17 protein-coding genes are annotated in these 23,090 nt (G+C 64.9%); 9 read left to right on the forward strand and 8 right to left on the reverse strand.

All coding sequences use genetic code 11. From position 1 onward, the window contains the following. Window positions 1-5: 5 nt before the first annotated feature. The gene (locus tag AC097R_RS02175) at window positions 6-2,141 is read left to right on the forward strand and encodes a putative bifunctional diguanylate cyclase/phosphodiesterase (protein ID WP_479595958.1); all 2,136 of its coding nucleotides are present in this window, start codon (window positions 6-8) and stop codon (window positions 2,139-2,141) included. A gap of 13 nt (window positions 2,142-2,154) precedes the next feature. Here the strand turns inward: AC097R_RS02175 and AC097R_RS02180 are convergent, their stop codons facing one another. Further along, entirely contained in the window at window positions 2,155-3,357 is a 1,203-nt protein-coding gene (locus AC097R_RS02180) for an ammonium transporter (protein ID WP_479595959.1), read from the reverse strand. A gap of 267 nt (window positions 3,358-3,624) precedes the next feature. On the opposite strand from AC097R_RS02180, the gene metX reads away from it, so the two are divergent. From metX to AC097R_RS02215, 7 genes are all read left to right on the forward strand, one after another. Continuing rightward, complete coding sequence (gene metX / locus AC097R_RS02185; protein WP_479595960.1) at window positions 3,625-4,773, forward strand: homoserine O-succinyltransferase MetX; 1,149 nt, start codon at window positions 3,625-3,627, stop codon at window positions 4,771-4,773. Further along, entirely contained in the window at window positions 4,770-5,351 is a 582-nt protein-coding gene (gene metW / locus AC097R_RS02190; protein ID WP_479595961.1) for a methionine biosynthesis protein MetW, read from the forward strand. The genes metX and metW overlap by 4 nt, the downstream gene beginning before the upstream one ends. Window positions 5,352-5,372: 21 nt before the next feature. Next, the gene (gene otnI / locus AC097R_RS02195; protein ID WP_479595962.1) at window positions 5,373-6,200 is read left to right on the forward strand and encodes a 2-oxo-tetronate isomerase; all 828 of its coding nucleotides are present in this window, start codon (window positions 5,373-5,375) and stop codon (window positions 6,198-6,200) included. A 77-nt stretch (window positions 6,201-6,277) separates the two neighbouring features. Further along, window positions 6,278-7,738 (forward strand): M20/M25/M40 family metallo-hydrolase, encoded by a 1,461-nt coding sequence (locus tag AC097R_RS02200; RefSeq protein ID WP_479595963.1) that lies wholly within the window; start codon window positions 6,278-6,280, stop codon window positions 7,736-7,738. A gap of 18 nt (window positions 7,739-7,756) precedes the next feature. Beyond that, a complete protein-coding gene (locus tag AC097R_RS02205; protein ID WP_479595964.1) occupies window positions 7,757-8,599 on the forward strand; it encodes a lysophospholipase in 843 nt (280 codons plus the stop codon). 67 nt (window positions 8,600-8,666) lie between these two features. Next, complete coding sequence (locus AC097R_RS02210; protein ID WP_479595965.1) at window positions 8,667-10,712, forward strand: putative bifunctional diguanylate cyclase/phosphodiesterase; 2,046 nt, start codon at window positions 8,667-8,669, stop codon at window positions 10,710-10,712. A 16-nt stretch (window positions 10,713-10,728) separates the two neighbouring features. After that, window positions 10,729-11,322, forward strand: a complete 594-nt coding sequence (locus AC097R_RS02215) for a chalcone isomerase family protein (protein WP_479595966.1) — start codon at window positions 10,729-10,731, stop codon at window positions 11,320-11,322. Window positions 11,323-11,324: 2 nt separating this feature from the next. Here the strand turns inward: AC097R_RS02215 and AC097R_RS02220 are convergent, their stop codons facing one another. The 7 genes from AC097R_RS02220 to AC097R_RS02250 form a co-directional block, all read right to left on the reverse strand. After that, a complete protein-coding gene (locus AC097R_RS02220; protein WP_479595967.1) occupies window positions 11,325-12,497 on the reverse strand; it encodes an MFS transporter in 1,173 nt (390 codons plus the stop codon). A 19-nt stretch (window positions 12,498-12,516) separates the two neighbouring features. Next, the gene (locus tag AC097R_RS02225; RefSeq protein ID WP_479595968.1) at window positions 12,517-13,689 is read right to left on the reverse strand and encodes a hypothetical protein; all 1,173 of its coding nucleotides are present in this window, start codon (window positions 13,687-13,689) and stop codon (window positions 12,517-12,519) included. An 8-nt stretch (window positions 13,690-13,697) separates the two neighbouring features. Further along, on the reverse strand, window positions 13,698-16,523 hold the full coding sequence (locus tag AC097R_RS02230) for an ATP-binding protein (RefSeq protein WP_479595969.1): 2,826 nt from the start codon (window positions 16,521-16,523) through the stop codon (window positions 13,698-13,700). 5 nt (window positions 16,524-16,528) lie between these two features. Next, on the reverse strand, window positions 16,529-17,224 hold the full coding sequence (locus tag AC097R_RS02235) for a hypothetical protein (RefSeq protein ID WP_479595970.1): 696 nt from the start codon (window positions 17,222-17,224) through the stop codon (window positions 16,529-16,531). After that, entirely contained in the window at window positions 17,221-18,618 is a 1,398-nt protein-coding gene (locus AC097R_RS02240) for a hypothetical protein (protein WP_479595971.1), read from the reverse strand. Before AC097R_RS02240 ends, AC097R_RS02235 begins: the two co-directional genes overlap by 4 nt. Next, window positions 18,615-19,340, reverse strand: a complete 726-nt coding sequence (locus AC097R_RS02245) for a 16S rRNA (uracil(1498)-N(3))-methyltransferase (protein ID WP_479595972.1) — start codon at window positions 19,338-19,340, stop codon at window positions 18,615-18,617. The genes AC097R_RS02240 and AC097R_RS02245 overlap by 4 nt, the downstream gene beginning before the upstream one ends. A gap of 83 nt (window positions 19,341-19,423) precedes the next feature. Beyond that, window positions 19,424-20,581: an aminoglycoside phosphotransferase family protein gene (locus tag AC097R_RS02250; protein ID WP_479595973.1), complete on the reverse strand. Its 1,158-nt coding sequence runs from the start codon at window positions 20,579-20,581 to the stop codon at window positions 19,424-19,426. Between the two features lie 102 nt (window positions 20,582-20,683). Here AC097R_RS02250 and AC097R_RS02255 point away from each other — a divergent pair, with 102 nt between their 5' ends. Next, the gene (locus AC097R_RS02255) at window positions 20,684-23,089 is read left to right on the forward strand and encodes an LPS-assembly protein LptD (RefSeq protein ID WP_479595974.1); all 2,406 of its coding nucleotides are present in this window, start codon (window positions 20,684-20,686) and stop codon (window positions 23,087-23,089) included. The last annotated feature ends 1 nt before the right edge of the window (window position 23,090 follow it).

Raw genomic sequence — 23,090 nt, forward strand, 5'->3', positions numbered from 1 at the left:
CTGCCATGGCCCCAGACACTTCGACTGCCCCCATCACCACCTGGTTTGCCCGGCTGTGGCCCAAGCGCATAGCCTGGCGCCTGGCGCTGGGCCTGGGCGCCTTAGTCCTCATGGTGCTGCTGGCGCTGGTGCAGACCGCGTGGCAGTTGCGCCTGGTGTCCGATGTCACGCAGCGCTTTGCCGCGGGCGACATGCAGCGGCTGCTGCGCGTGCAGGCGCTGTCGCTGCAGACCGAGGGTGTGGGCAGCGCGCTTGTGCGGCTGGTGCACGCGCCGCGCGCCGACCGCGTGAAGGAGTACGCCGATGTGGATGCGCGCAACCGCAGCATCGACGGCATCATCGAATCGCTGTCCGACGAACTCAAGGACCCTGAACAGGAGGCCACGTTGCGCCGCCTGGTGGCCTGCCGTGCGATGTATGCGCAGGCCTTTATCGCCACGGTGGACGAGATCGAGGGCGACAACATGCAGGCCGCGGCCCGCGCGCTGAACGACCAGGTGAACCCCGCGCTCACCGCCATGTTGCGCGAGTCCGGCACGCTACTGCAGCGCGAGCGCCAGCGTGTGGAGGCGCAGCTCAGTGATGCGCGCGCGCTGTTTGGGCGCGTGGCCATGTGGGTGGGCCTGCTGTCGCTGCTGGCCATCGCGTTGGCCACCTACCTGGCCTGGCGCACCACGCGCAGCGTGGTGGCCCCGCTAGCCCAGTTGGAGCGGGCCGCGCGCCACATTGCCCAGGGGGACTATGCGCACCAGGTGCAAACCACGGGCACGCAAGAGGTGGACCGCGTGGGCCAAGCGCTGAACACCATGTCAGATGCGGTGTCGCAGCGCGAACAGCAAATCGTGCGCCTGGCCTACCAGGACAGCCTGACCGGCCTGCCCAACCGCACGGCCCTGCTTAACCCCCAGCATCCCGGGCCCGAGGGCGCCAACACGCTGGGTTTAATGGACCTGGCGCGTCTCAAAATCATCAACGAAACCCTGGGCTACACCACGGGCGACACGCTGATCAAGGAGCTGGGCGTGCGCGCCAGCCTGGTGCTGGGCGCTGCGGCCGGGCGTGGGCTGATCGGGCCGCAGTGGGTAGTGGCGCGGCTGTCGGGTGGCACGTTTGCCGCGGCTTTTCAAGCCGACCAACGCAGTGCGGTGGAGCAGTTGCGTGCGGACCTGATGGAGGCCACCACGGCCTCGGTGGCCTGCAGCGGCCACAGCGTGGACCTGAGCCTGAGCTGCGGCTTTGCTGATACCACCGACACCGCCAACGGGACCGTGGGCGCACTGCTGCGCAATGCCGAGGTGGCCCTGCACAGCGCCAAGCGCGCCGCACTCAGCCACGCCTGGTACAGCGCGGCGCAAGAAGCTGCACGGCTGGACCATCTGGGGCTGGTGTCCGACCTGCGCGCGGCGGTGGCCCAGTCCCAACTGCAAATGTGGCTGCAGCCCAAGTTCTCTCTTTCGGCCACTGGCCAGCCCGTGGGGGCCGAGGCGTTGGTGCGCTGGATTCACCCGCAGCGTGGCTTTGTGTCACCGGCGGAGTTCGTGCCGTTCGCAGAACAGACCGGCTACATCACCATGGTCACCGACTGGATGCTGGAGCAGGCCTTGCGCACCCTGCAGGCCTGGCAAACCACGCACCCCACGCTCAGCATTGCCGTCAATGTGAGCACGCGTGATTTGCAGGACGCAGGCTTTGCCCAGCGCGTGGGGCACAAGGTGGCCACTAGCGGCATCAACCCGCAGCGCCTGCGCCTGGAGATCACCGAGAGCGGGCTGATGGAAGACGCGCAGAAGAGTGTGGAACTGCTGCACGCGCTGCGCGCCGTGGGCATTCCGCTGTCGATTGACGACTTTGGCACCGGCTACTCGTCACTGGCCTACCTGCAGAAGCTGCCGGTCAGTGAACTCAAGATCGACCGCAGCTTTATCGACGGCATCGACAAGGCGCCGGGCACCCAGAAGCTGGTCAAGGCGATGATCGAAATGGGCCATGGCATGGACCTGTTTGTCACCGCCGAAGGCGTAGAGACCGAGGCCGAACGCGCCACGATTGCCCAGCTGGGCTGCGATGTGATGCAGGGCTATTTGCGCAGCCGGCCGCTGTACGGGGGGCCGCTGCAGGCTTGGCTGGATAGCGTGGCCTGAGCGGGTTGGTTGCTTACCAGTTGGCCTCGCGCTCCGGCGTGGCGCTGATCTTGTGGATGGACAAGTCGGCACCGTCAAATTCTTCCTCTTGGCTAAGGCGCAGGCCCATGGTGGCCTTCAGCGCGCCGTAGACGATGAAGCCGCCCAGCGCGGCCCAGGCCACGCCCATGGCGGTGCCTATCAGCTGCGCACCCAGGCTCACGCCGCCCAGGCCGCCAAAGGTTTGGCTGCCGAAGATGCCAGCCGCAATGCCGCCCCAGGTGCCGCACAGGCCGTGCAGCGGCCACACGCCCAGCACGTCGTCGATCTTCCATTTATTCTGCGTCAGCGTGAACATCACCACAAAGATGGCGCCGGCCACGCCGCCCACCACCAACGCGCCCAGCGGGTGCATCAGGTCGGAACCCGCGCATACGGCCACCAGGCCAGCCAGCGGGCCGTTGTGCACAAAGCCGGGGTCGTTCTTGCCCAGCAGCAGCGCCACCAGCGTGCCGCCCACCATGGCCATGAGCGAGTTCACCGCCACCAGGCCCGACATCTTGTCCAGTACCTGCGCGCTCATCACGTTGAAGCCGAACCAGCCCACGATCAGAATCCACGCGCCCAACGCCAGAAACGGAATGCTGCTGGGCGGGTGCGCCGACATGGCGCCGTCCTTGCGGTAGCGGTTGCTGCGTGCGCCCAGCAACAGCACGGCGCCCAGCGCAATCCAGCCGCCTACGGCGTGCACCACCACGCTGCCCGCAAAGTCGTGGAATTCGGCGCCGGTCAGATTCTTGATCCAGGCCTGCACGCCAAAGTGCTGGTTCCACGCAATGCCCTCGAAGAAGGGGTAGATCACACCCACAACGACGGCCGTGGCGATCAGCTGCGGCCAGAACTTCGCGCGCTCGGCAATGCCGCCCGAGATGATGGCCGGGATGGCCGCGGCAAAGGTCAGCAGAAAGAAGAACTTCACCAGCGCATAGCCGCTTTGCGCGGCCAACTGCTCGGCGCCCACAAAGAAGTGGGTGCCGTAGGCCACGCCATAACCCACCAGGAAATACACCACGGTGGATACCGAGAAGTCCACCAGGATCTTGACCAGCGCGTTCACCTGGTTCTTGCGGCGCACCGTGCCCAGCTCCAGAAATGCAAACCCCGCGTGCATAGCCAAGACCATGACCGCGCCCAACAAAATGAACAGGGCATCAGCGCCCTGTTTTAGTGCTTCCATACAAACCCTCTTTGAATAAATGCTTGTGTTTGGTGCAAATAAAGTGAATTTCTTCAAAATGCACCAAACTAAAGCAAAAATCGCGCCATCGCATCCAAATTGGTGCGCCCCGTAGCTTTTTGCCCCGCAAACGCCGTGCTTGCTATACTTTGGGTTCACAGCGCCAATTTGCTCCAGCTTGCGGGCGCTTAATAAATTCAGCTAAACACGGACCCGCCATTGGCACTGCAACCCGGCCCGCGTTTAGCGTTGCCGGGTTTTGTTTTTATGCTGATCGCCACGCCCCAGTCCATGCGCTTCGATGCCCCTTTGCCCATGCAAAGCGGTGCGCTGCTGCATGGCTATTCCCTGAGTTACGAGACCTACGGCACGCTGAACGCCGACAAGTCCAACGCCGTGCTGGTGTGCCACGCGCTCAATGCATCGCACCATGTGGCGGGCGTGTATGCGGGCCAGGACAAAAGCGAGGGCTGGTGGGACAACATGATTGGCCCGGGCAAGCCGGTGGACACCGACCGCTTCTTTGTCATCGGCGTGAACAACCTGGGCTCCTGCTTTGGCTCCACCGGCCCCATGCACACAGACCCTCATAGCGGCAAGGTATATGGCGCGGACTTTCCGGTGGTGACGGTGGAAGACTGGGTCACCGCACAGGCCAGGTTGCTGGATGCACTGGGCATTCAGACCCTGGCCGCCGTGCTGGGTGGCAGCCTGGGTGGCATGCAGGCGCTGAGCTGGACGCTGCAGTACCCCAATCGTGTGCAGCACGCCGTGGTGGTGGCCAGCGCGCCCAATCTAACGGCCGAAAACATCGCCTTCAACGAGGTGGCACGCCGCGCCATCGTGACCGACCCCGATTTCCACGGTGGGCATTTTTACGAGCACGGCGTCATCCCCAAGCGCGGCCTGCGCATCGCCCGCATGATTGGCCACATCACCTACCTCAGTGACGACGTGATGAACGAAAAGTTCGGTCGCCAACTCAAGGAAACCCTGTTGGACCACGCATCGGGCTACAAGTATTCGACGCAGGAGGTGGAGTTCCAGATCGAGAGCTACCTGCGCTACCAGGGCGACAAGTTTGCCGAGTACTTTGATGCCAATACCTACCTGCTGATCACGCGCGCACTGGACTACTTTGACCCGGCCCGCGCCTTTGGCGGAGACCTCAGTCTGGCACTGGCCCGCGCCACCTGCAAGTTCCTGCTGGTGAGCTTCACCACCGACTGGCGTTTCAGCCCCAAGCGCAGCCGCGAACTCGTCAAAGCCTTGCTCGACAACCGGCGCGAGGTCAGCTACGCCGAGATCGATGCGCCACATGGGCACGATGCCTTTTTGCTCGATGACCCCCGCTATATGGGCGTGGTCAGCTCCTATTTCAATAGCATTACGCGTACGCTGGAGGTGGCAGCATGACCGACCTGAACACCCTGCACGCGATTGCCAGCCTGGTGCCCCAGGGTGCCCGTGTGTTGGATCTGGGCTGTGGCGATGGCGCCTTGCTGGACCACCTGCAGCGCCACCGCGGCTGCACCGGCTACGGCGTGGAACTGGACGATGCGAATGTGCTGGCCTGCGTGCAGCGCGGCGTGAACGTGCTGCAGCTCAACCTAGACCAGGGCCTGACCATGTTCGAGGACGCGAGCTTTGACGTGGTGCTGCAGATCGACACGCTGCAGCACCTGCGCAATGCCGAGACCATGCTCAAGGAAACAGCGCGCGTGGGCCGCGTGGGCATCGTGGCCTTCCCCAACTTTGCGCACTGGCCCAACCGCCTGAGCATTCTGCAAGGCCGTATGCCGGTGACCCGGCGCCTGCCCTACCAGTGGTACGACACGCCCAATATCCGCGTGGGCACCCATGCCGACTTGGCCGAGCTGGCGCAGCGCAATGGCCTGCGCGTGCTCGACAGCTTTGGCCTGCAAGACGGGCGCACCGTGCGCTTTGCGCCCAACCTGCGTGCGGGCACCTCGGTCTACAAGCTGGCCCGCTGACGACTCCGGCCCCTGCTGCCCATGCCTCGCTTTGCCGCCAACCTGAGTTTTCTATACACCGAGCATCCATTTCTGGAGCGCTTTGCGGCAGCAGCAGCAGATGGCTTTGCAGGCGCGGAGTTTCTGTTTCCCTACGCCTGGACGCCTGAGGCGCTGATGGCCCCGCTGCAGGCGGCGGGCTTGCAGCAGGTGCTGTTCAATGCGCCGCCCGCAGGCAGCGATGCTGCCTCCATGGCCAGCGCCTGGGACCGCGGGGAGCGCGGCACTGCCTGCCTGCCGGGACGCGAGGCTGAGTTCCAGGCCGGCATCACCGCTGCGCTGCGCTATGCCGCTGTGCTGCAGTGCCCGCGCATCCATGTGATGGCGGGGCTGGTGCCTGCGGGTTCAGACCCTGCGGCCTTGCATGCCACCTATGTGCGCAACCTGCGCTGGGCCTCGGCGTTGGCCGCGCAGCAGGGGTGCGCCCTGCTCATTGAACCCATCAACCCGCGCGATATGCCGGGCTACTTTTTGCGCCACCAGGCCCAGGCCCATGCCGTGGTGGCCGAGGTGGGCGCAGCCAACCTGCAGGTGCAGATGGACCTGTACCACTGCCAAGTGGCCGAGGGCGATGTGGCCAGCAAGCTGCGCCAGTACCTGCCCACGGGCGCTGTGGGCCATATCCAGATCGCCGGTGTGCCCGAGCGCCAAGAGCCCTCGCAGGGCGAGCTGCACTACCCCTACCTGTTGGCCTTGGTGGACGCACTGGGCTACGGCGGTTGGGTCGGTTGCGAATACCGGCCCCGGCTGGGCGCACAGCCGGGGGGTACCCGGGCCGGCTTGGGCTGGCGCGACACCCCCCTGCGCTGAGGGTTTGCCACAGCCAGATTCGAGTCTGCGCATGGCATGATGGCGCATCCATCACTCTGTTGTTTCAGGAGTTCGCCATGAACGCCCGCGTACCGCCCGCTGCCTTCAATGCGCCACAAGCGCTGGAGCAAGTCAGCCAAGCTTGGGATAGTGACATTGTTCACCGTCTGGAAGACTACATCCGTATCCCGGCCAAATCGCCCATGTTCGATGCCGACTGGGCTACCGGCGGCTACATAGACACCGTGGTGCGCAACACTGCCCAGTGGATAGAAGAACAAAAGGTGCCCGGTCTGACCCTCGAAGTGGTGCGCCTGGAAGGCCGCACCCCTGTGCTGTTTTTTGAAGTGGCCGCCAGCGGCAGTACTTCAAACCAGACCGTGCTGATGTACGGCCACCTGGACAAGCAACCCGAGTTTTCCGGCTGGCGCAACGACCTGGGCCCCTGGACCCCCAAATACGAAGACGGCAAGCTCTATGGCCGTGGTGGTGCCGACGATGGCTACGCCGCCTATGCCGCCATTGCCGCGCTGCAGGCGCTCAAAAGCCAGAACATGCCGCACCCGCGCGTCGTGGGCCTGATCGAGACCTGTGAGGAAAGCGGTTCTTACGACCTTATTCCTTACATCGACATCCTGAAAACCCGCCTGGGCGATGTGGGGCTGGTGGTGTGTCTGGATTCGGGTGCCGGCAATTACGACCAGCTTTGGCTGACCAACAGCCTGCGCGGCATGGCCAGCGGTGTGCTCAAGGTGGAGATCCTCACCGAAGGCATCCACTCGGGCGATGCCAGCGGCCTGGTGCCATCGAGCTTTCGCATCATGCGCCAGGTGCTGGACCGGCTGGAAGATAGCAAGACCGGCCGCCTGCTGCCCGCCAGCTTCCACTGCGAGGTGCCTGCGGCACGGCTGCAGCAGGCCCAGGCCACCGCAGCCATTTTGGGCGACGAGCTGTTCAAGCGCTTCCCTTGGGCGCACTACGACTGCGGTGGTGCCACCACCTTTGCCCTGCCCACCACCACCGACCCGCTGGAGGCGCTGCTCAAGCGTACCTGGCAGCCCACGCTGAGCGTGACCGGTGCCGATGGCCTGCCCGAACTGAAGAACGCCGGCAACGTGCTGCGCCCCTATACCGCCTTCAAACTCAGCCTGCGCCTGCCGCCGCTGGTGGAAGCCGATTCCGCCGTGCAGGAGCTCAAGGCCTTGCTGGAGGACAACGCGCCCTACCAGGCCCGCGTGACCTTTGAAGGTGCCGCTAGCGCCACGGGCTGGAATGCACCGGACACGGCGCCTTGGTTGGATGCGGCGCTGGACGAGGCATCGCAGGCCCATTTTGGTGCGCCCTGTGGCCACATCGGCCAGGGCGGGACCATCCCGCTCATGAACATGCTGTCGAAAGGCTTCCCCAAGGCGCAGATGATGGTCTGCGGCGTGTTAGGCCCCAAGAGCAATGCCCACGGCCCCAACGAATTTCTGCATGTGCCCTACGCCAAGAAACTCACCGCCGCCGTGGCCCAGGTGATTTCCCGCTTTCCCTGACTTTCCCCGATGTCCACCATGAGCTCTGAAACCACCCTCACCACCTTTGTGGCCAGCGATGGCGATAACGTGGTCATCCAAGACTGGCCGCTGGAGCCCGGCGTGACCGCGCGTGGCACCGTCGTCATCGTGCACGGCCTGGGCGAACATGCGGGCCGCTACGACCATGTCGCACGCCAGCTCAACGCCTGGGGCTTTGCCGCCCGCGGTTATGACCAGTGCGGCCATGGCGAATCGGGCGGTCTTCCCGGCAGCCTGCCCAATGACACGCGGCTGCTGGACGACCTGGCTGACATCGTCGACAGCACCCGCGCCCGCATGGCGCCGGGTACACCGCTGATTCTGCTGGGCCACAGCATGGGCGGTTTGGTGGCGGGCCGCTTTGTATCGCTGGGCATGCGCCCGGTGGATGCGCTGATGATGTCTTCCCCCGCGCTGAACCCGGGTTTGAACGCCTTCCAGAAGCTGTTGGTGGCGGTGTTGCCCAAGCTGGTGCCCAACCTGCGCGTAGGCAATGGCCTGAACGCCAGCTACATCTCGCACGACCCCGCCGTGGTGGCCGCCTACCAGGCGGACAAGCTGGTGCACGACCGCATATCTGCCCGCCTGGCCCAGTTCATTGCCACTGCTGGCCCGGCCACGGTAGCCCTGGCCCCGCAGTGGCAGGTGCCCACGCTACTGATGTACGCGGGTGCAGACCGCTTGGTCAACCCCCAGGGCAGCCGCGACTTCGCCGCTGCTGCGCCTGCGGGCGTGGTGACCAGCCAATGCTTTGAGAGCCTGTACCATGAAATTTTCAATGAGCTGGACGCTACCGAGGTGTTCGCCACCCTGCGCCAGTGGTTGGCGCAGCGGTTTTGAACCCGGCATCGGCCTTGCTTAGCGTGTATCTTTGAAAGCCCTCTTACCGCCTATGCAGCGTTTCCCTTTGAGCTTTGCCAATCTGCGAGCCCGCTGGCGTGCCGGCTTGCCGCTGCGTTACACCATGATGCTGGTGGTGGTGCTGGGCGTGAGCCTGCCAGCCGTGTTGCTGCTGACACTGGAGCAGGAGCTGGCCGAAAAATCCCAAAAGGCCCTGCTGGCTCAGAGCGAGTCGGCGCTCATGAAAATTGGCAGTGTGTCGATTGCTGAGCCTATGTGGGTGGTGGACCGCGTGGCGCTGGATGCGGCTGCCGTGCGCCTGCTGGAAAGTCCCCAGGTGGTGGCCGTGCGCATCGAAGATGGTTTGGCCAACACGCCCGAGCTGGAGCGCGTGCGCCCTGACTTTGCGCGTTCGCTGCACGACGACGCCCAGGCCGGTCGCCTGACCCGCCGGGTGCAAAAAGTGATGCGCTCGGGCGAGGAGCTGGGCACGCTGGTGGTGTGGTTTGACGCGTCCTACGGCCAGGGCTTGCTGCAGGCCCGGCGCAGCCAGATGCTGTCGCTGGTGGCCTTGCAGGTACTGGCAATTCTGGCGGTGCTGATGCCGGTGCTGGTGTCGCGCGTGCTCAAACCCATTGAACGCCTCAAAGAGCAGGCCACCGCCCTGCTCGACCATGACCACACCGATGCCCATGGCAACCGCTTTGTCTGGCGCCGCCAGGACGAGTTGGGCCTCTTGGGCCGCCACCTAAGTTTGGTACAGAGTGAGCTGCGCGAGCTGTTTGGCCAGCTGGGTGCCAAGAACGCCCAGCTGCAGCAGATGGCGTTTTACGACCAACTGACGGGCTTGCCCAACCGCGCGCTGTTCATTGACCTGGTGCAGCGCGAAATGCTGCAAGCCCACCGCAGCCAGCAACAGTTCGGTATTTTCTTCATCGACCTGGACCGCTTCAAGGCGGTCAACGACTCCATGGGCCACGCGGCCGGCGACGAGCTGTTGATCGAGGTGGCACGCCGCCTGCGCGATACCCTGCGTGAGGTGGACGTGGTGTGCCGCCAAAGCGGCGACGAGTTTTTGGTCATGGTGCGCGACATCGACCACTGGGAGTCGCTGGGCGAGATGGCCGAGCGCATCCTGCGCGTGGTGGAAGAGCCGGTGCAACTGGCCAACACCACGGTGCGGGTGTCGGCCAGCATTGGCATTGCGCTGTTCCCCGAAGATGCGCAGGACTTTGAAACCCTGGTCAAGCATGCCGACATTGCGGTCTACCAGGCCAAGACCCTGGGCCGCGCGCGCTACAGTTTTTTCCACTCGGAACTCAACTTCCGCCTGCAGGCCAGCCTGGAGCTGGAACAGCAGCTGGCCCATGCCATTGCGAATGGCGAGCTGGTGCTGCACTACCAGCCCCAGGTGGACGCCATGAGCGGCGCCGTGGTGGCCGTGGAGGCGCTGGTGCGTTGGCAACACCCCACGCGCGGCCTACTGTTTCCGGGCCAGTTCATTGGCCTGGCCGAAGAGTCCGGCAAGATTGCCGAGATGGGCGTGTGGACCCTGCGCGAGGCCTGCCGCCAACTGGCGGACTGGAAGGCGCGCGGCATCCGGGTGGGCAATATGGCGGTCAATGTGTCGGCGCTGGAGTTTCGCGACCACCGCCTGCTCGACAGCCTGCAGGCTGCGCTGGCCGCCAGTGGCATTGCACCCAATGAGCTGGAGATCGAGATCACCGAGAGCGTGCTGATGGCTGAGACCGAAACCAGCCAGCGCATCATCGAGCGGCTGCGTCAGCTCGGTGTCGGGATTGCCATTGATGATTTCGGTACCGGCTACTCCTCGCTGGCCTACCTCAAGCGGCTGCGGCCTAACCAGCTCAAGATCGACCAGTCGTTTGTCAACGACGCGGACACCGACAGCGATTCACGCGCGATCGTGCGTGGCGTGGTGGGGCTGGCCAATGCGCTGGGCCTGAGTGTAGTGGCCGAAGGTGTGGAGACCGTGGAACAACAGGCATTTTTGCAAGAGAGTGGCTGCCACACCCTGCAGGGCTACTACATCGCACGACCCCTGGCGGTGGAGGCCCTGGAGGCCTGGATGGCCGAGCGACACAAAACATAAAACGGGAGACTTCCGCATGCATCTACTTCAACTCCGGGTACGGCGTGCCTTGCTGGCGCTGTCTGTGGTGGGCGCCTTCAGCGGCCTGCATGACGCGCTGGCCAATACCGTGTCCAGCGTGTTCCCGCCCACCCAGGTGGTGCAGGGCAGCACCCTGTCAGTCAACGGCATGGGCACCCGCTACAAAGCCATCTTCAAGGTGTACGACATGGCGCTGTACACCCCCAGCAAGGTCACCACGCCGGAGGCACTGTTGGCCCTCCCCGGCCCCAAGCGCCTGAGCTTTGTGGCGCTGCGTGAGGTGCCGGGCACCGATCTGGGCCTGGCCTTCATCAAGGGCCTGAACAGCAATTCGTCGCCCGAGCAGGTGCAAAAGCACGCGGCGTCCAGCACCCGCTTGATCGAGATTTTCTCGGGCAAGGCCAAGCTGGTGCCGGGCGATACCTTTGCCATGGAATATGTGCCTGGCAAGGGCACTACCTTCTACATCCAGGGCCAGGCCCAGGGGGCGCCGGTGGGAGATACCGAGTTTTTCAACATGGTGTTGCGGATCTGGGTAGGCCCGGTGCCTGCCGACTTCAAGCTCAAAGACGCCCTGCTGGCCCAGTAAACCTAGCTTGCGTGGGCGCTGCGCTGGCGTGCCGCCAGCCACAGCAGTGCCGCGGCGGTGAGCAGTACGGGCGGCAGCGAACCCTGGTTCAACCAGGTCCAGCCGCCGGTCACCACCAGGGCGCCGGATGCCAACGAGGTCAGCGCCATCACCGCAAACACACTGAAGTTGATAGCCGCCTGGGCGCGGTCCTTTTCTTCAGGTCGGTAGGCTGCCAGTGACAACGTGGTGCTGCCGGTAAACAGAAAATTCCAGCCCACACCGAGTAGGAACAGCGCGATGGTGAACTGGTGCAACTCCACACCGCTGAGCGCCACCGCAATGCACAGCAGGTTCAACAGCACGCCCACGCCCATGATGGTCAGCGTGCCAAAGCGCTTGATCAGGTGGCCGGTGAAGAAGCCCGGTGCGAACATGCCAATCACATGCCACTCCAGCACGAAGGCGGCATCGTCAAAGCCCAGGCCGCATTGCTGCATGGCCAGCGGCGTGGCGGCCATCAGCAGATTCATCACGCCATAACCCAAGGCAGCGCTTAGACAGGCCACCAGGAATTCCGGTTGGCGCGCGATCTCCCAAAGCGGCCGGCCGCGCGCCGTCTGGGCCGTAGGCGCCTGGTGCGGGGGGAACTGCACGAACGCCATCAGCACCATGGCCAGTAGCGCCACGCCAGCCAGTACCACGTAGGCACCGGCAAACGGCACCTCCAGCAGGGTGCGCGTGCGCGCCGCGAGATTCGGCCCAGCAACCGCGCCTATCAGCCCTCCGGCCAGCACCAGCGACACGGCTTTCTCGCGGAACGCGGGCAGCGCCAGTTCGGCCGCGGCAAAGCGATAGAGCTGGCCGTTGGCGCTGTAGTAGCCCGCCACCACGGTGGCGGCGACCAGCCACCAGAATTGCTTGTCGGCAACGGCCCAGGCGCCCAGCAGCGCAGAGATCACGGCCACTGCGAGGCCAATCTGAAACGAGGTGCGCCGACCAAAACGTGCCTGCGTCTGCGCCACCAAGGGTGTGGCCAACGCCCCGCCCACCACATAGCCCATCACGGGCAGCGTGGCCATCCAGCCATAGGGCGCCAGCGCCAGACCGACCAAGCCGTTGATGGCGATGAAGGTCACATTGTTGGTGAGGAACAGTCCCTGGCACAGGGCCAGCAGCCAGAGGTTGCGGTTCATGGTGGGTTCGCTTTCAGAGTCATAGCCAGCCCTCTTGCTCGGCCTTGCATTGGTGCAGCAGCAAGGCGTCGCGCAGGGCGGCGAGTTCGGTGGGTAAAGGGGTCGCGGCCAGGGCCTGTAAGGTGCGCAGGTCGTATGCGGTGAGTGGGAGTGTGGTGCCCCCAAGCCAGCGCTGCGACTCCATGTGCGTGGCTTGCCAGGACAGACCCGCCTGCTCCCACAGGGCACCTGCGGTCATGGCAATTTGAATGCCGGCCGGGTCCGGGTCGCAGCTCAGCGTGGCTGGAGCGGGCGCGACTTGCAGCAGCCAGCGCATGGCCGCTTGCCAGTCGTGGCCCGGCCGACCGGGGAGCCATACAAGGCAAATGCCGTCTTCCAGTTGCTGCGCATGTCGCTCAAAGCTGGCGCGGTTCTCAATGAGCCAGTAGCGCGCCGGGGCTTTGCCTGCGCGCAAGGGTGGGGCGAACTGGCGGCAGGGCAGTGCGCTGAAACCTGCCATGGCAAAGTCCCATTGCGCACCGGTTTGTGGGTTGTGCAGCGTTAACGCACCACCCAAAAAGAGCAACGGTTCAAAACGGGCGATGCCCAGGTTGTCCATCGGTGCATGCTGCTCCAGCCAGTCCCACTCGGTCGCGGTGAGTGCCTTGGTGTGGCCACGCGCGGCCAACGCGAAGTCCTGTCGCAGGCCTTGGCGTTCCTCTTGCTTCCATTGCGCCAGTGCCAGCAGCAGCTCGACCCGGGCTGCTTGTGCCGCGGCAGACAGCTTGCCTTGCAAGCAGGACTGCACCGCACTGGCGAGCCATTCGTACTCGTCTGCCAGGGCCTGCAATTGCGCCACCCCGCGGTCTTTGTCTGCTTGCCGTTCGGTGTGGGTGGTGATGCCCGCTGCGCGTTGTACTGCGTCCAGGTTGGTCCAGACCACGCGCCAGGGACGCCATTGGGTGTGGACGCGCTCTTCCTTCACCGCGACTGCACCGGCGTTCAAGAGCAAGTGCAGCAGCTCGTTGGCCGTGTCCAGGTGCTCTTTGCCTGCGGCTTCCAGCAAGCTCTGCCAGTTGCGCTCCTGCGCATGGCTTTTTAGCCAGGCCTTTAGGACTTGGTGTTGTGTGGCACCCAGTGGTGGAAGCGTTGCAAACGGCTGGCTGCTGCGCCGCGTGCGCTTGTGTTTGCCGTTGGGTGTCACTTCCAGCATGGGCGGCTTCAGTGGGTCTGCTCGGGTTTGCCGCGTCGCTTGGCGACTGCGATGGGGGGCGCCCAGCGGCTGTCGCGGGGCTTCTTGCTGGTAACCAGCGTGATCTCGGCGGGCTCGAAGACTTCCAGGTTGTGGGTGATGGGCGTGGTCAGCACGTACTGCGCCTGGGTAGAGCGCAGGAAGTGGCCCACCAGTTGGATGTTGCGTACATCCAGGTGGGCAAAGGGCTCGTCGATGAACACAAAACCGCCGGAGGCGCTTTCTTCGTCTTTGAGCAGACCCACCAGCAGGATCAGCGACTTGATCACTTGCTGTCCACCCGAAGCTTCACCGTCGTTCAGTCCGATGCTGCCTTTGCCGTCGAAGTTGAAGTTCACTTTCAACCCGGCTTGCGAGAGCACGGCGTCGTCGTTCTCCAGTGCTGGCAGTTCGGCAGACACGTCCACGCCGGCCAGACCGCCAAGCTCCTGGATGTTGTTGCGGTAGCGGCGCACTGTGCTGCGCAGCACCTCGATATAGCTTTCACGGGCGTTGAGCACGGCCGTGCCTGCCTGCGAGTTCTTAACCTTGTGGTCCTCCAGGTGGAAGCCTTGTTCGCGTACGGTGGCCTCCATGCGGCGGTAGCGTTCCTCTACAGTGGCGTCTTTTTCCCAGGTGTCTTGCGTTAAATCGACTTCGACCGCATCCAGCCGCAGCCGGGCTTGGGTGTCGTTGCTGTACTTGGTCACCAGCTCGTGCAGCACCTCGGGCGTGCGCCAAGTGGCGGGAATCTGGCGACGGCGGTGGTGTGAGCTGTCCACGTCGGCGGTGAGCTGCCTGCGCCGCTGCACCAGCTCTGCCGCCAGGCGGTCGGCTTCGGCAAAACGCTGGCGCAACGTGGCGTCCTGGTTGCGGTAGTGCGCGTCGCTGCGCTGGTGCTGGGCCTTGGCCTCGCCATACGCCTTATCCAAGTTCTGCCAACGCATGGCGGCGGCAATACGGGCCTGTTTGGCTGCGGGCAAGGCCTGGCGGGCGGTGGCGAATTCATCGCTGCGGCGCGCCAGCTCTTCGGCGGCGCTGTGGCCTTGCAAGGCGCGCTTGCAGTCTTCCACCTGGCGTTTAAGCGCCAGCAGCGCCTGGGTGACCGGGCCCAAATCGGCGTCCACGCGGCGCAGGTCACGTTCCAGTGCGTCACGCTGGGCTTGCAGGGCGGCCGCGCCAAACTGGTGCTCACGCGGCTCCACCCACACCGAGCGGGCACCGCGTCCGTCAAAGCTGTAGGCCTGCGGGGTGATCCAGTTGCCGCTGGTCTGCCGCCCGGCCGCCGGATTGTCCACACAGCGCAGGTTTTGCAACTGCTGGATCAGCCAGCGGGGCAGCTTGGCGTCAAACTGCACCTGGGCCAGCAGGCTGTACGGTTCTGCCGCCGGCACGGCTTCACCAGGGGCCACGGTGTAGTGGCGGTAGCGCTCGGCAGAGGCGATTTCGTCCGCCCGGACCAAATCGGCGGCCTGATCCAGCAACACCATCCAGCGCAGCGGGCGCAGCACGCCTTCTACGGCTGCACGCCAAGGCTCGGCTTTGACTTCCACCACCTCGGCCAGAAAGCGGTGGGCCACACCGGCGCTTTGCAAGCGCTGGCGCAGGCGGCGTGCATCTTCCGGAAAAGGCGGGGCGTTTTGGCCTTCCAGCCCCGATAGAGACTGCGCAAGGCGCTTCTTTTTTTGTAGCAGTACGCTGTGCTTTTCCTGCTGCACCTCCTCCTGCGCATGGAGTTCGGTCAGGTGTTTGTTCAGCGCGTCGGCGTCGCTTTCCTTGTCCACGAGGGCCAGCAGCTCGGCTTCGCGTTGGGTCAGGGTTTCAAGCGGGCGCTCAAAGTCTCGGGTGCTGTCGCGTTGGTTGGCAGCGCCGTCGCGCTCTTGCAGCAGGCGGGCTTCATCGGCTTCGGCACGGTTGCGCACCTCCAACAGGGCCAGCAGCTCTGCATTTTTCTGGGCGCGCTCCGCCTTGGCCTGAGCGCTCTGGTGGCGCTGGCGGCGGTGTTCGCGGCTGCGCTCGGCCAGCTTCTGGCGCTGGCCATGCCATTCCAGCACCGGCAGCACTTCGGTGGCGAGGCGCTCGCGTTCCTGCACCAGGTGTTGCCAGCGTTGGTAGTTGCTGACCTTGTTTTGCAGCTCGGAGAGCTGGGCCTTGCTGTGGTCCAGTTCCTTCTCAGCCTGCTGCATTTCGCGGTTGAGTTGTTGCTGGTGTTCGCGGGCGGTGTCGTAGTGGTTGAGCACTTCCTGGTCGCCAAACACGTCAAACACCAAACGCAGCAGTTCGCGCGGGCTGTATTCGCACAGGCGGTCGGTCTGGCCCTGCTCCAGCGAGAGCACCTTGGCAATGGCGGGCGACAGGCCGGCGTCGGCCAGCATGCGGCCCCAGGCCTCCACACCCATGACCTGAAGCTCTTTATCGGGCCGTTCGGTGAGTTGTTCGATGCTGACATCGCCTTCCACCGCCATATAGCGGCGTTGCCAGTCGCCGCCGTTGCGATCGATGCGGCAGGCCAACGTGACCTGGTCGCTGTAGAGCAGGCGGCGGGCAAAGGGGCGGCTGGAGGTCTGGCGGTTTTGCGGCTTGTTGTCGACGACGGCCCGCAGCCAGGCGATGTTGGCGCCGGCATGGCGGGCGTAGGTTTTGAAGTCACGCGGCTGCGAGCACTTGAGGCCCAGCAGGGTACGCATGGCGTCCAGCAGCGTGGTCTTGCCCGAGCCGTTGGGCCCGGCAATGGTGATGATGGACGCATCCAGCGGCAGGCTCACGCGCTGGCAGTAGTCCCAGTGCACGAGTTCCAGGGTTTGCAGGTGAAACATGGGGCTTACTCAGATTCGGGGGAGGGGGCAGGCGCCGGGGTGTCGGCCCCCTGAGCTTCTTGTGCTGCATGTTCACGTGCCAGCACATCGGCCAGCGCACCGTCCAGGATGCGCGGGGCCAGTACGTCGTAGTCCAGCAGCACGTCGAGCAGCGGGCCTTCGGCAATGTCGTCTTGTTTGCGCAGGATGAAGCCGTGGCGCTCCAGCAGCTTGAGGTTGGCGTCCAGGCGCAACTTCTTACCCAACTGGGGGCCATAGTCTTCCAGCAAGGCCTTGTAAGAGAGTACCGGGCTCACGCTGCGCGCGTTGGGCAGCGGCTTGGCCCCGGCGAACATGTCGTTTTGCGGTACGGACTCGTCGGTTCGGCTGGTTTGGCGCTCACGCTTGGGCAGCACGATCAGCGCCCACACCACCACCAGCAGGGCCATGGCGTCGCGTGGCAGGTCGAGGTTGTTGTTGGCATTCAACCCGGCCTCGCCCAGCACGGCAGTTTGCGGCCCGGGCAACAAGGTGATGCTGACGTGGTCGGCATACACGTTGTCCACCCAGCGCAGGCCGACCTGGGCCAGGCGCTGCTCGATGAGGGTGAAGAGTTCGGTGTCGGTGAGCGCGCGCCGCACCCGGGGGTGGGTGCGCGGCAGGTATTTGCGAGTCAGCAGTTCGGCCACCAGCAAGGCGGCGTCGTGGGAGGTATCGGTCATGCGTTGGAATCGCGGGGGGCGGTCTGTCCGTCGGGGTTATGGATGAGCTGCCCGCTGCTCAGGTGCGTGACGGCGGGGTGGTCTACGTTCAAGATGTCGGGGCTCCACTGCACACGCCAGGTTTGGCGGGCCAACTCGCCCGTGGCACCCGGCAGTTCGCGGGCCTGTGCATCGCCCAGCAGGGGCAGTAGCTGGGCTTTGTAGGCCACCTGGGCATAGCGTGCCGGGCTTTCGCTGCCTTCCGACACGCCAAGCAGTGCGGCGCTCACGCTGTGTTGGGCGGGTGCGCTGTCGATGGCGTCGTGCGGTGCAGTGCCAAGCGCCAGTTCCCAACCTCTGAGCAGACTGGAGAGGTCAAACAGCTCATGCGGCAAGGCCACGGCCGTCAGGTCGCCCACCGGGGCGGCTTGTGCGCTGGGCAGGGCATCGGGCAGGGCGGCCACCGGGCGGTCGCGTTCGAACTCCGCCTCGGTCACGTCCAGCAATTCGTGGGGCGCCAGGGCGGTCAGGCCCACGGGCAAGGCCACGGCATCGACCGCCAGGTGCGGGAGCGCGTCACGGGCGCCCAGCGTTTGCAACCAACGTTTCACGTCGGTACTGGTGATGCCGGTGGTGCCTAAGGTGACGCGCTGGCGGTCCACCTGCTGCAGCGCGCGGTTGAACTGGCTGGCCATGGCCAGCAGGCGCGACTGGGCTTGCCCCAGCGAACGGGCGGCTTGCTCCAGAGCCAGTTGGCCACGCGCGTTGCTGATGATGGCGGTGATGGTGTCGGAGGCTTTGTCGATGAGCCGGGCGGCCCGGTCGTAGCGCTTGCGCGCTTCGCGCAGGCGGAACTCGGAACCGCTGGCAATGGCGTCGGCAAACTCGTGGTGCAGGCGGCCCAGCTGGGCTTGCAGCATGCGCACTTGGCCCGCGTCCAGTGTGCCCAACTGGTCAGCGCCCACCACCTGGCTGAGCAAGCCGGACAGTTCGTCATGCACCGGCTGGCTCAGGGGGCCCAGCATGGTGGCGGTGTGCTGGGCCAGCGGGGTGATGGCGTAGTGGCGCTGGGTGTCGTCCCAGGTCAACAGGGCGGCTTCGCGCAGGCGTTTGATGGCGTTGTCGGTGGCTTCCGGGCGCACGGGGTGGAAGAGCTGCTCCAGTTCTTCACGGCTCCAGAATGCGCGGCCCTGGCTGGTGAGGGTGAGCAGCATCCACACACGCAAGCGCACCACGCCACCGGGACCTTGAAACAGGCTGCGCAACGCTTCGATGGTGGCGCTGTGCTGGTCCATCTGCCAGGCCAGCGCGGAGTCGGCTACAAACTCGGGGTCGCGAAAGTAGTCGGCCAAAGCCGATTCACTCTCCCCCGTGGTGCTGAGGCCGGGGTCGAGCGAGGGGCTTGCGGGCTTCATGCTTGGGTGAGCAGGGTCAGCGCTGCCAGTGCCGCTGTCTCGGCCCGAAGCACCCGGGGGCCCAACGATGCAGGGGTAAAACCGGTGGTCAGGGCTGCGTCTTCCTCCGCTGGGCTAAGGCCGCCTTCGGGCCCGGACAAAAACCACGCGGGCAGGCTGCTGTGGGGCAGCGCTGCCACAGGGGCACTGCGATCGCGCAGCGAAAGCAGCAGGCGTTGGGTGGCAGCGTCCGTCGCAGAGGCGCTTTTGAGCCACTGGGTTAGCGTTTGCACCGGGTGCACCGTGGGCACGCGGTTGCCGCCGCACTGCTCGCAGGCCGAGACGGCCACGCTTTGCCAGTGGGCCACTTTTTTCTCGGCGCGCTCGCCCGAGAGGCGCAGCACGCTGCGCTCGGTCATCAGCGGTTGGATGCTGGCCACGCCGAGTTCAGTGGCTTTTTCCACCAGCCAGTCCATGCGGTCGTTGGCCGGCATGCCCACAGCCAGGTGCACACGGCGCGCGGGCTCGCGCGCGGTGGTGCGCGGGGTGCCCACCTGCACTTGCACGTCGCTGCGGCCCATGCGGGTGACGGTGGCGTCAAACTCGCGGCTGTCCTCCCCGTTGAACAGCGTGATGGCATCGCCCGGCTGCAGGCGCAGCACCTGTACATGGCGCGCCGCACCGGCGGGCAGCTCCAGCAGGGCGTCAGTCGCCAGAGGGGTGGGGCAGTAAAAGCGGGGCATGGCAGCTGTGTTTTGCTATTGAATCAGGAGCTGTTTGCGCAATATCCACGGGGGCTAGAGGCCTATTTGGTTTAAAAGCAGCTTTATGAACGACCGAAAGCGAAGACATTGGGCATCTCAATGCCTTCGATGTTCTCCACCAGACGCAGCAGTGGTTTGAGCTGCATATAGCGGCCGCAGGTGCTGCGGATGTAGTCGATGAAGCGGGGCGTGTCGGCCAGGTACTTGGGCTTGCCGTCGCGCAGGGTCAGGCGCGCAAAGATGCCAGCGATTTTCAGGTGGCGCTGCAGGCCCATCCACTCCACCCCGCGGTAAAACTCACCAAAGTCGTCGCCCACGGGCAGGCCGGCTTTGCGCGCCTTTTCCCAGTAGCGAATCGTCACGTCCAGGCAGAAGTTTTCGTCCCAGGTCAGGAAGGCGTCGCGCATCAGGCTGGCGATGTCGTAGGTGATGGGGCCGTAGACCGCGTCCTGAAAATCCAGCACGCCCAGCGTGGTGGCATCCAGCTTGGGCGGCAAGCCGTCCAGCGGCACCATCAGGTTGCGCGGCATGAAGTCGCGGTGCACATAGACGCTGGGCCAGGAAAGGTTGTTCTCGATCAACAGCGCAAAGCTGTCGTCCAGCACCTTGCGCTGGGCCGCATCCAAGGTGACTTGGCGGTGCGCGGCGATGTACCACTGGGGGAATAGCTCCAGCTCGCGCAGCAGCAGCGCGTGGTCGTAAGGCGGTAGCACGTCGGGTTGGGAGGCCAGCTGCCACTGCACCAGCGTGTCTACCGCGCCCAAATACAGGTCCAGCGGCGGGCTGCTCAGCGCCTGGCCGGTGACGCTGAAGGTGGGGTTGAGGTCGCCGCGGGCGGCCATGAACTGCATCATGGTCAGTGTGCCCAGGTCGCTCAGCAGCATGAAGCCGTGGGGCTGGTCCCAGTTCAGAATGTCGGGGGCGCGCAAACCTGCCTGCGTCAGGAGTGTGGCTATGTCCACAAAGGGCTGGCTGTTTTCCTTGTCGGGCGGCGCGTCCATGATGACCAACGTGCCGCTGGGGCCCTGTACCCGGAAGTAACGACGAAAGCTGGCATCCGCCGATGCAAGCCCCAGGGTGCTGGCATCCAGTCCATGGGCAGCCCGGATACCGGCAAACCAGGTAGCAAAGTGCGCTTGGCGCGCCGGGTCGGTCCAGAGGATGTCGGTAGAGGAGGGCACGGCGGGGGAGTTCGGGGAAAGGGAGGGGCTTGGGCTCATGGATAATCCATTCTACAAAGCCCCATGGCCGTGCCCCTGTGCGCACGACCCTGGTTGGCTGCCTTGTCCGACACCTGATTTGCTGACCCTGCGCCCCGCCCCATGCGTTTCCCCCCGCGCGACCTGACCCACAGGCCGCCCCACTGCCCGCCACCCCTGACCCGCCTTGTGGCTTTGGTGGCGCTGGCGTGCGTGCATATGGCGGCGCAGGCCCAAGAGGCTGCGCCGGCTGCCGAGTCGGTCGAAACCGCGCCCGTGAAGCTGTTGCCTAGCCCGCGCTTGCAGGAGTCGCTGCCACCCGCCCAGCGCGAATCGGCCCCCATGTTTCTGATGGGCCAGCGCATCTCGGGCCGTCCGGACCTGGAAACCGTGGTGGAGGGCCAGGCCGAGTTGCGCAAGCCCGGCACCGTGATCAAGGCGGACCGGCTGGAGTACAACGCCGCGGACGATCAAGCCAAGGCCACGGGCAATGTGCGCATCAACCGCGGCGGCAATGTGTTTGAAGGGCCGCAGCTGGAGCTCAAACTCGAAGCTTTCGAGGGCTTCTTTTTGCAGCCGCGCTACCAGTTTTTGCAGGGCGACGCGCACGGCGACGCCAGCCGCGCCGATTTCGTGGACGCCAGTACCACCGTGGTGCATGACGCCACCTACACCACCTGCCGGCGCAAGCCCGGCCCGGGCTGGATGCCCGACTGGGTGCTGAAGGCGGCCAACATCACATTTGACAGCGACGAAGACGTGGGCATCGCCCATGGCGCCTACCTGAGCTTCAAGGGCGTGCCCATCCTGCCCGTGCCAGCCATCAGTTTCCCGCTCAGTGACAAGCGCAAGTCCGGTCTGCTGCCGCCCACCGTAGGCGTAGACAACGTCAATGGCGCGGAGGTCAGCGTGCCCTATTACTGGAACATTGCGCCCAACCGGGATGCCACGCTCACCCCCACCATGATGACTGCGCGTGGCGTGGACCTGGGGGGCGAGTTCCGCTACCTGGAGCCCACCTACGCCGGCGTGCTGCGCGCCAACTACATGCCCAGCGACAAGCTGCGCAGCGCGGACCGGTGGGGGGCGACGCTGAACCAGACGGGTACCTACGACACGGGCCTGGAAGGCGTGGGCAATGTGTCCTACCTGCTGAACCTGAACCGCGTCAGTGATGACAACTACTGGCGCGACTTCACGCACTCCAGTGCTTCGCTAACCCAGCGCCTGCTGCCCAACAACGCGTCGGTCAGCTGGGCCCAGGGCCCGGTGGCGCTGACCGCCAGCGTGCTGCAATGGCAAACCCTGCAAGACGCCACGTCGCCGATTGTTCCACCCTACGACCGGGTGCCCCAGCTCACCGCGCGCTACACGCAGACCAACCAGAGTGGATTCGACTGGTCTCTGGAAGGCGACTACACCCAGTTTGTGGCCGACCGCAGCCTAACGCTGCAGCCCAATGCCCAACGCGTCTATGGCCTTGCCCAGGTGAGCCGACCCTGGGTGGGCGCAGCAGGCTTTGTCGTGCCCAAGCTGCAGCTGCATACTGCGGCCTACCAGTTTGACAACCCGATTGCCAACGGCAACCGGTCTGCCGACAGCACGGTGCCTACCTTCAGCCTGGACGCGGGCCTTGTGTTTGAGCGCGACGCCAGCTACTTTGGCCGCGCGCTGGTGCAAACCCTGGAGCCGCGCGCTTTCTATGTGCGCACGCCGTACCACAACCAGAGCCTGCTGCCCAACTACGACACGGGTGCGAACGACTTCAACTTCGCCAGCATCTACACCGAGAACGCCTTTGGTGGCCACGACAAGATCTCGGACAACAACCTGCTGACCCTGGGGGTGACCACCCGCCTGCTGGATGCAGATACCGGTGCACAGCTCGCACGCTTTGGCGTGGCCCAGCGTTTCCGGTTTGAAGAGCAAAAGGTCACGCTGACGCCTTCGGCCGCCACGGCTTTGCCTGGGTTCAGCGATGTGTTGTTTGGTGCCGCGGTGAATGTGAATGAGCGCTGGGCGCTGGACTCCACGGTGCAGTACAACCCACGTACCGACAAGTCAGAGCGCTCCACCATCGGCACCCGCTACAGCCCCAGCAACTACCGTGTGATCAACGCAGCCTACCGCTTCCAGCGTGATGTGAGCGAACAGGTGGACGTAAGCTGGCAATGGCCGCTGAATGACCTCTGGGGTGACCGTGGCCAGGACCTGGGCGCCGGGCGTGGCATGGGCGAGGGCCGCTACTACGCGGTGGGTCGCATGAACTACAGCGTCGACGAGCGCCGCCTGGTCGACACCCTGTTGGGCGTCGAGTACGATGCGGGCTGCTGGCTGGCGCGGGTGGTCATAGGCCGGGTGCAGACCAGCACCTCCTCGGCCACCGAGAGCATCAAATTCGAGCTGGAGTTTGTCGGCTTTACCCGTCTGGGCGTGAGCCCGTTGCAAACCCTGAAATCCAATATTTCACGCTACCAGAACTTGCGAGAAGTGGGCGGCACCAACAGCCGCTTCAGTAACTACGATTGAA

The sequence above is a fragment of the Rhodoferax sp. ZS1R25 genome (assembly GCF_056521335.1).

Bases quoted from the DNA above. Each gene is read 5' to 3' on its own strand.
- AC097R_RS02205 (WP_479595964.1), top strand. From the start codon at position 7,757: ATGAGCTCTGAAACCACCCTCACCACCTTTGTGGCCAGCGATGGCGAT.
- AC097R_RS02220 (WP_479595967.1), bottom strand. From the start codon at position 12,497: ATGAACCGCAACCTCTGGCTGCTGGCCCTGTGCCAGGGACTGTTCCTC.
- AC097R_RS02175 (WP_479595958.1), top strand. From the start codon at position 6: ATGGCCCCAGACACTTCGACTGCCCCCATCACCACCTGGTTTGCCCGG.
- AC097R_RS02225 (WP_479595968.1), bottom strand. From the start codon at position 13,689: ATGCTGGAAGTGACACCCAACGGCAAACACAAGCGCACGCGGCGCAGC.
- AC097R_RS02200 (WP_479595963.1), top strand. From the start codon at position 6,278: ATGAACGCCCGCGTACCGCCCGCTGCCTTCAATGCGCCACAAGCGCTG.
- metW (WP_479595961.1), top strand. From the start codon at position 4,770: ATGACCGACCTGAACACCCTGCACGCGATTGCCAGCCTGGTGCCCCAG.
- metX (WP_479595960.1), top strand. From the start codon at position 3,625: ATGCTGATCGCCACGCCCCAGTCCATGCGCTTCGATGCCCCTTTGCCC.
- AC097R_RS02235 (WP_479595970.1), bottom strand. From the start codon at position 17,224: ATGACCGATACCTCCCACGACGCCGCCTTGCTGGTGGCCGAACTGCTG.
- AC097R_RS02250 (WP_479595973.1), bottom strand. From the start codon at position 20,581: ATGAGCCCAAGCCCCTCCCTTTCCCCGAACTCCCCCGCCGTGCCCTCC.
- AC097R_RS02240 (WP_479595971.1), bottom strand. From the start codon at position 18,618: ATGAAGCCCGCAAGCCCCTCGCTCGACCCCGGCCTCAGCACCACGGGG.
- AC097R_RS02180 (WP_479595959.1), bottom strand. From the start codon at position 3,357: ATGGAAGCACTAAAACAGGGCGCTGATGCCCTGTTCATTTTGTTGGGC.
- AC097R_RS02245 (WP_479595972.1), bottom strand. From the start codon at position 19,340: ATGCCCCGCTTTTACTGCCCCACCCCTCTGGCGACTGACGCCCTGCTG.
- otnI (WP_479595962.1), top strand. From the start codon at position 5,373: ATGCCTCGCTTTGCCGCCAACCTGAGTTTTCTATACACCGAGCATCCA.
- AC097R_RS02255 (WP_479595974.1), top strand. From the start codon at position 20,684: ATGCGTTTCCCCCCGCGCGACCTGACCCACAGGCCGCCCCACTGCCCG.
- AC097R_RS02230 (WP_479595969.1), bottom strand. From the start codon at position 16,523: ATGTTTCACCTGCAAACCCTGGAACTCGTGCACTGGGACTACTGCCAG.
- AC097R_RS02215 (WP_479595966.1), top strand. From the start codon at position 10,729: ATGCATCTACTTCAACTCCGGGTACGGCGTGCCTTGCTGGCGCTGTCT.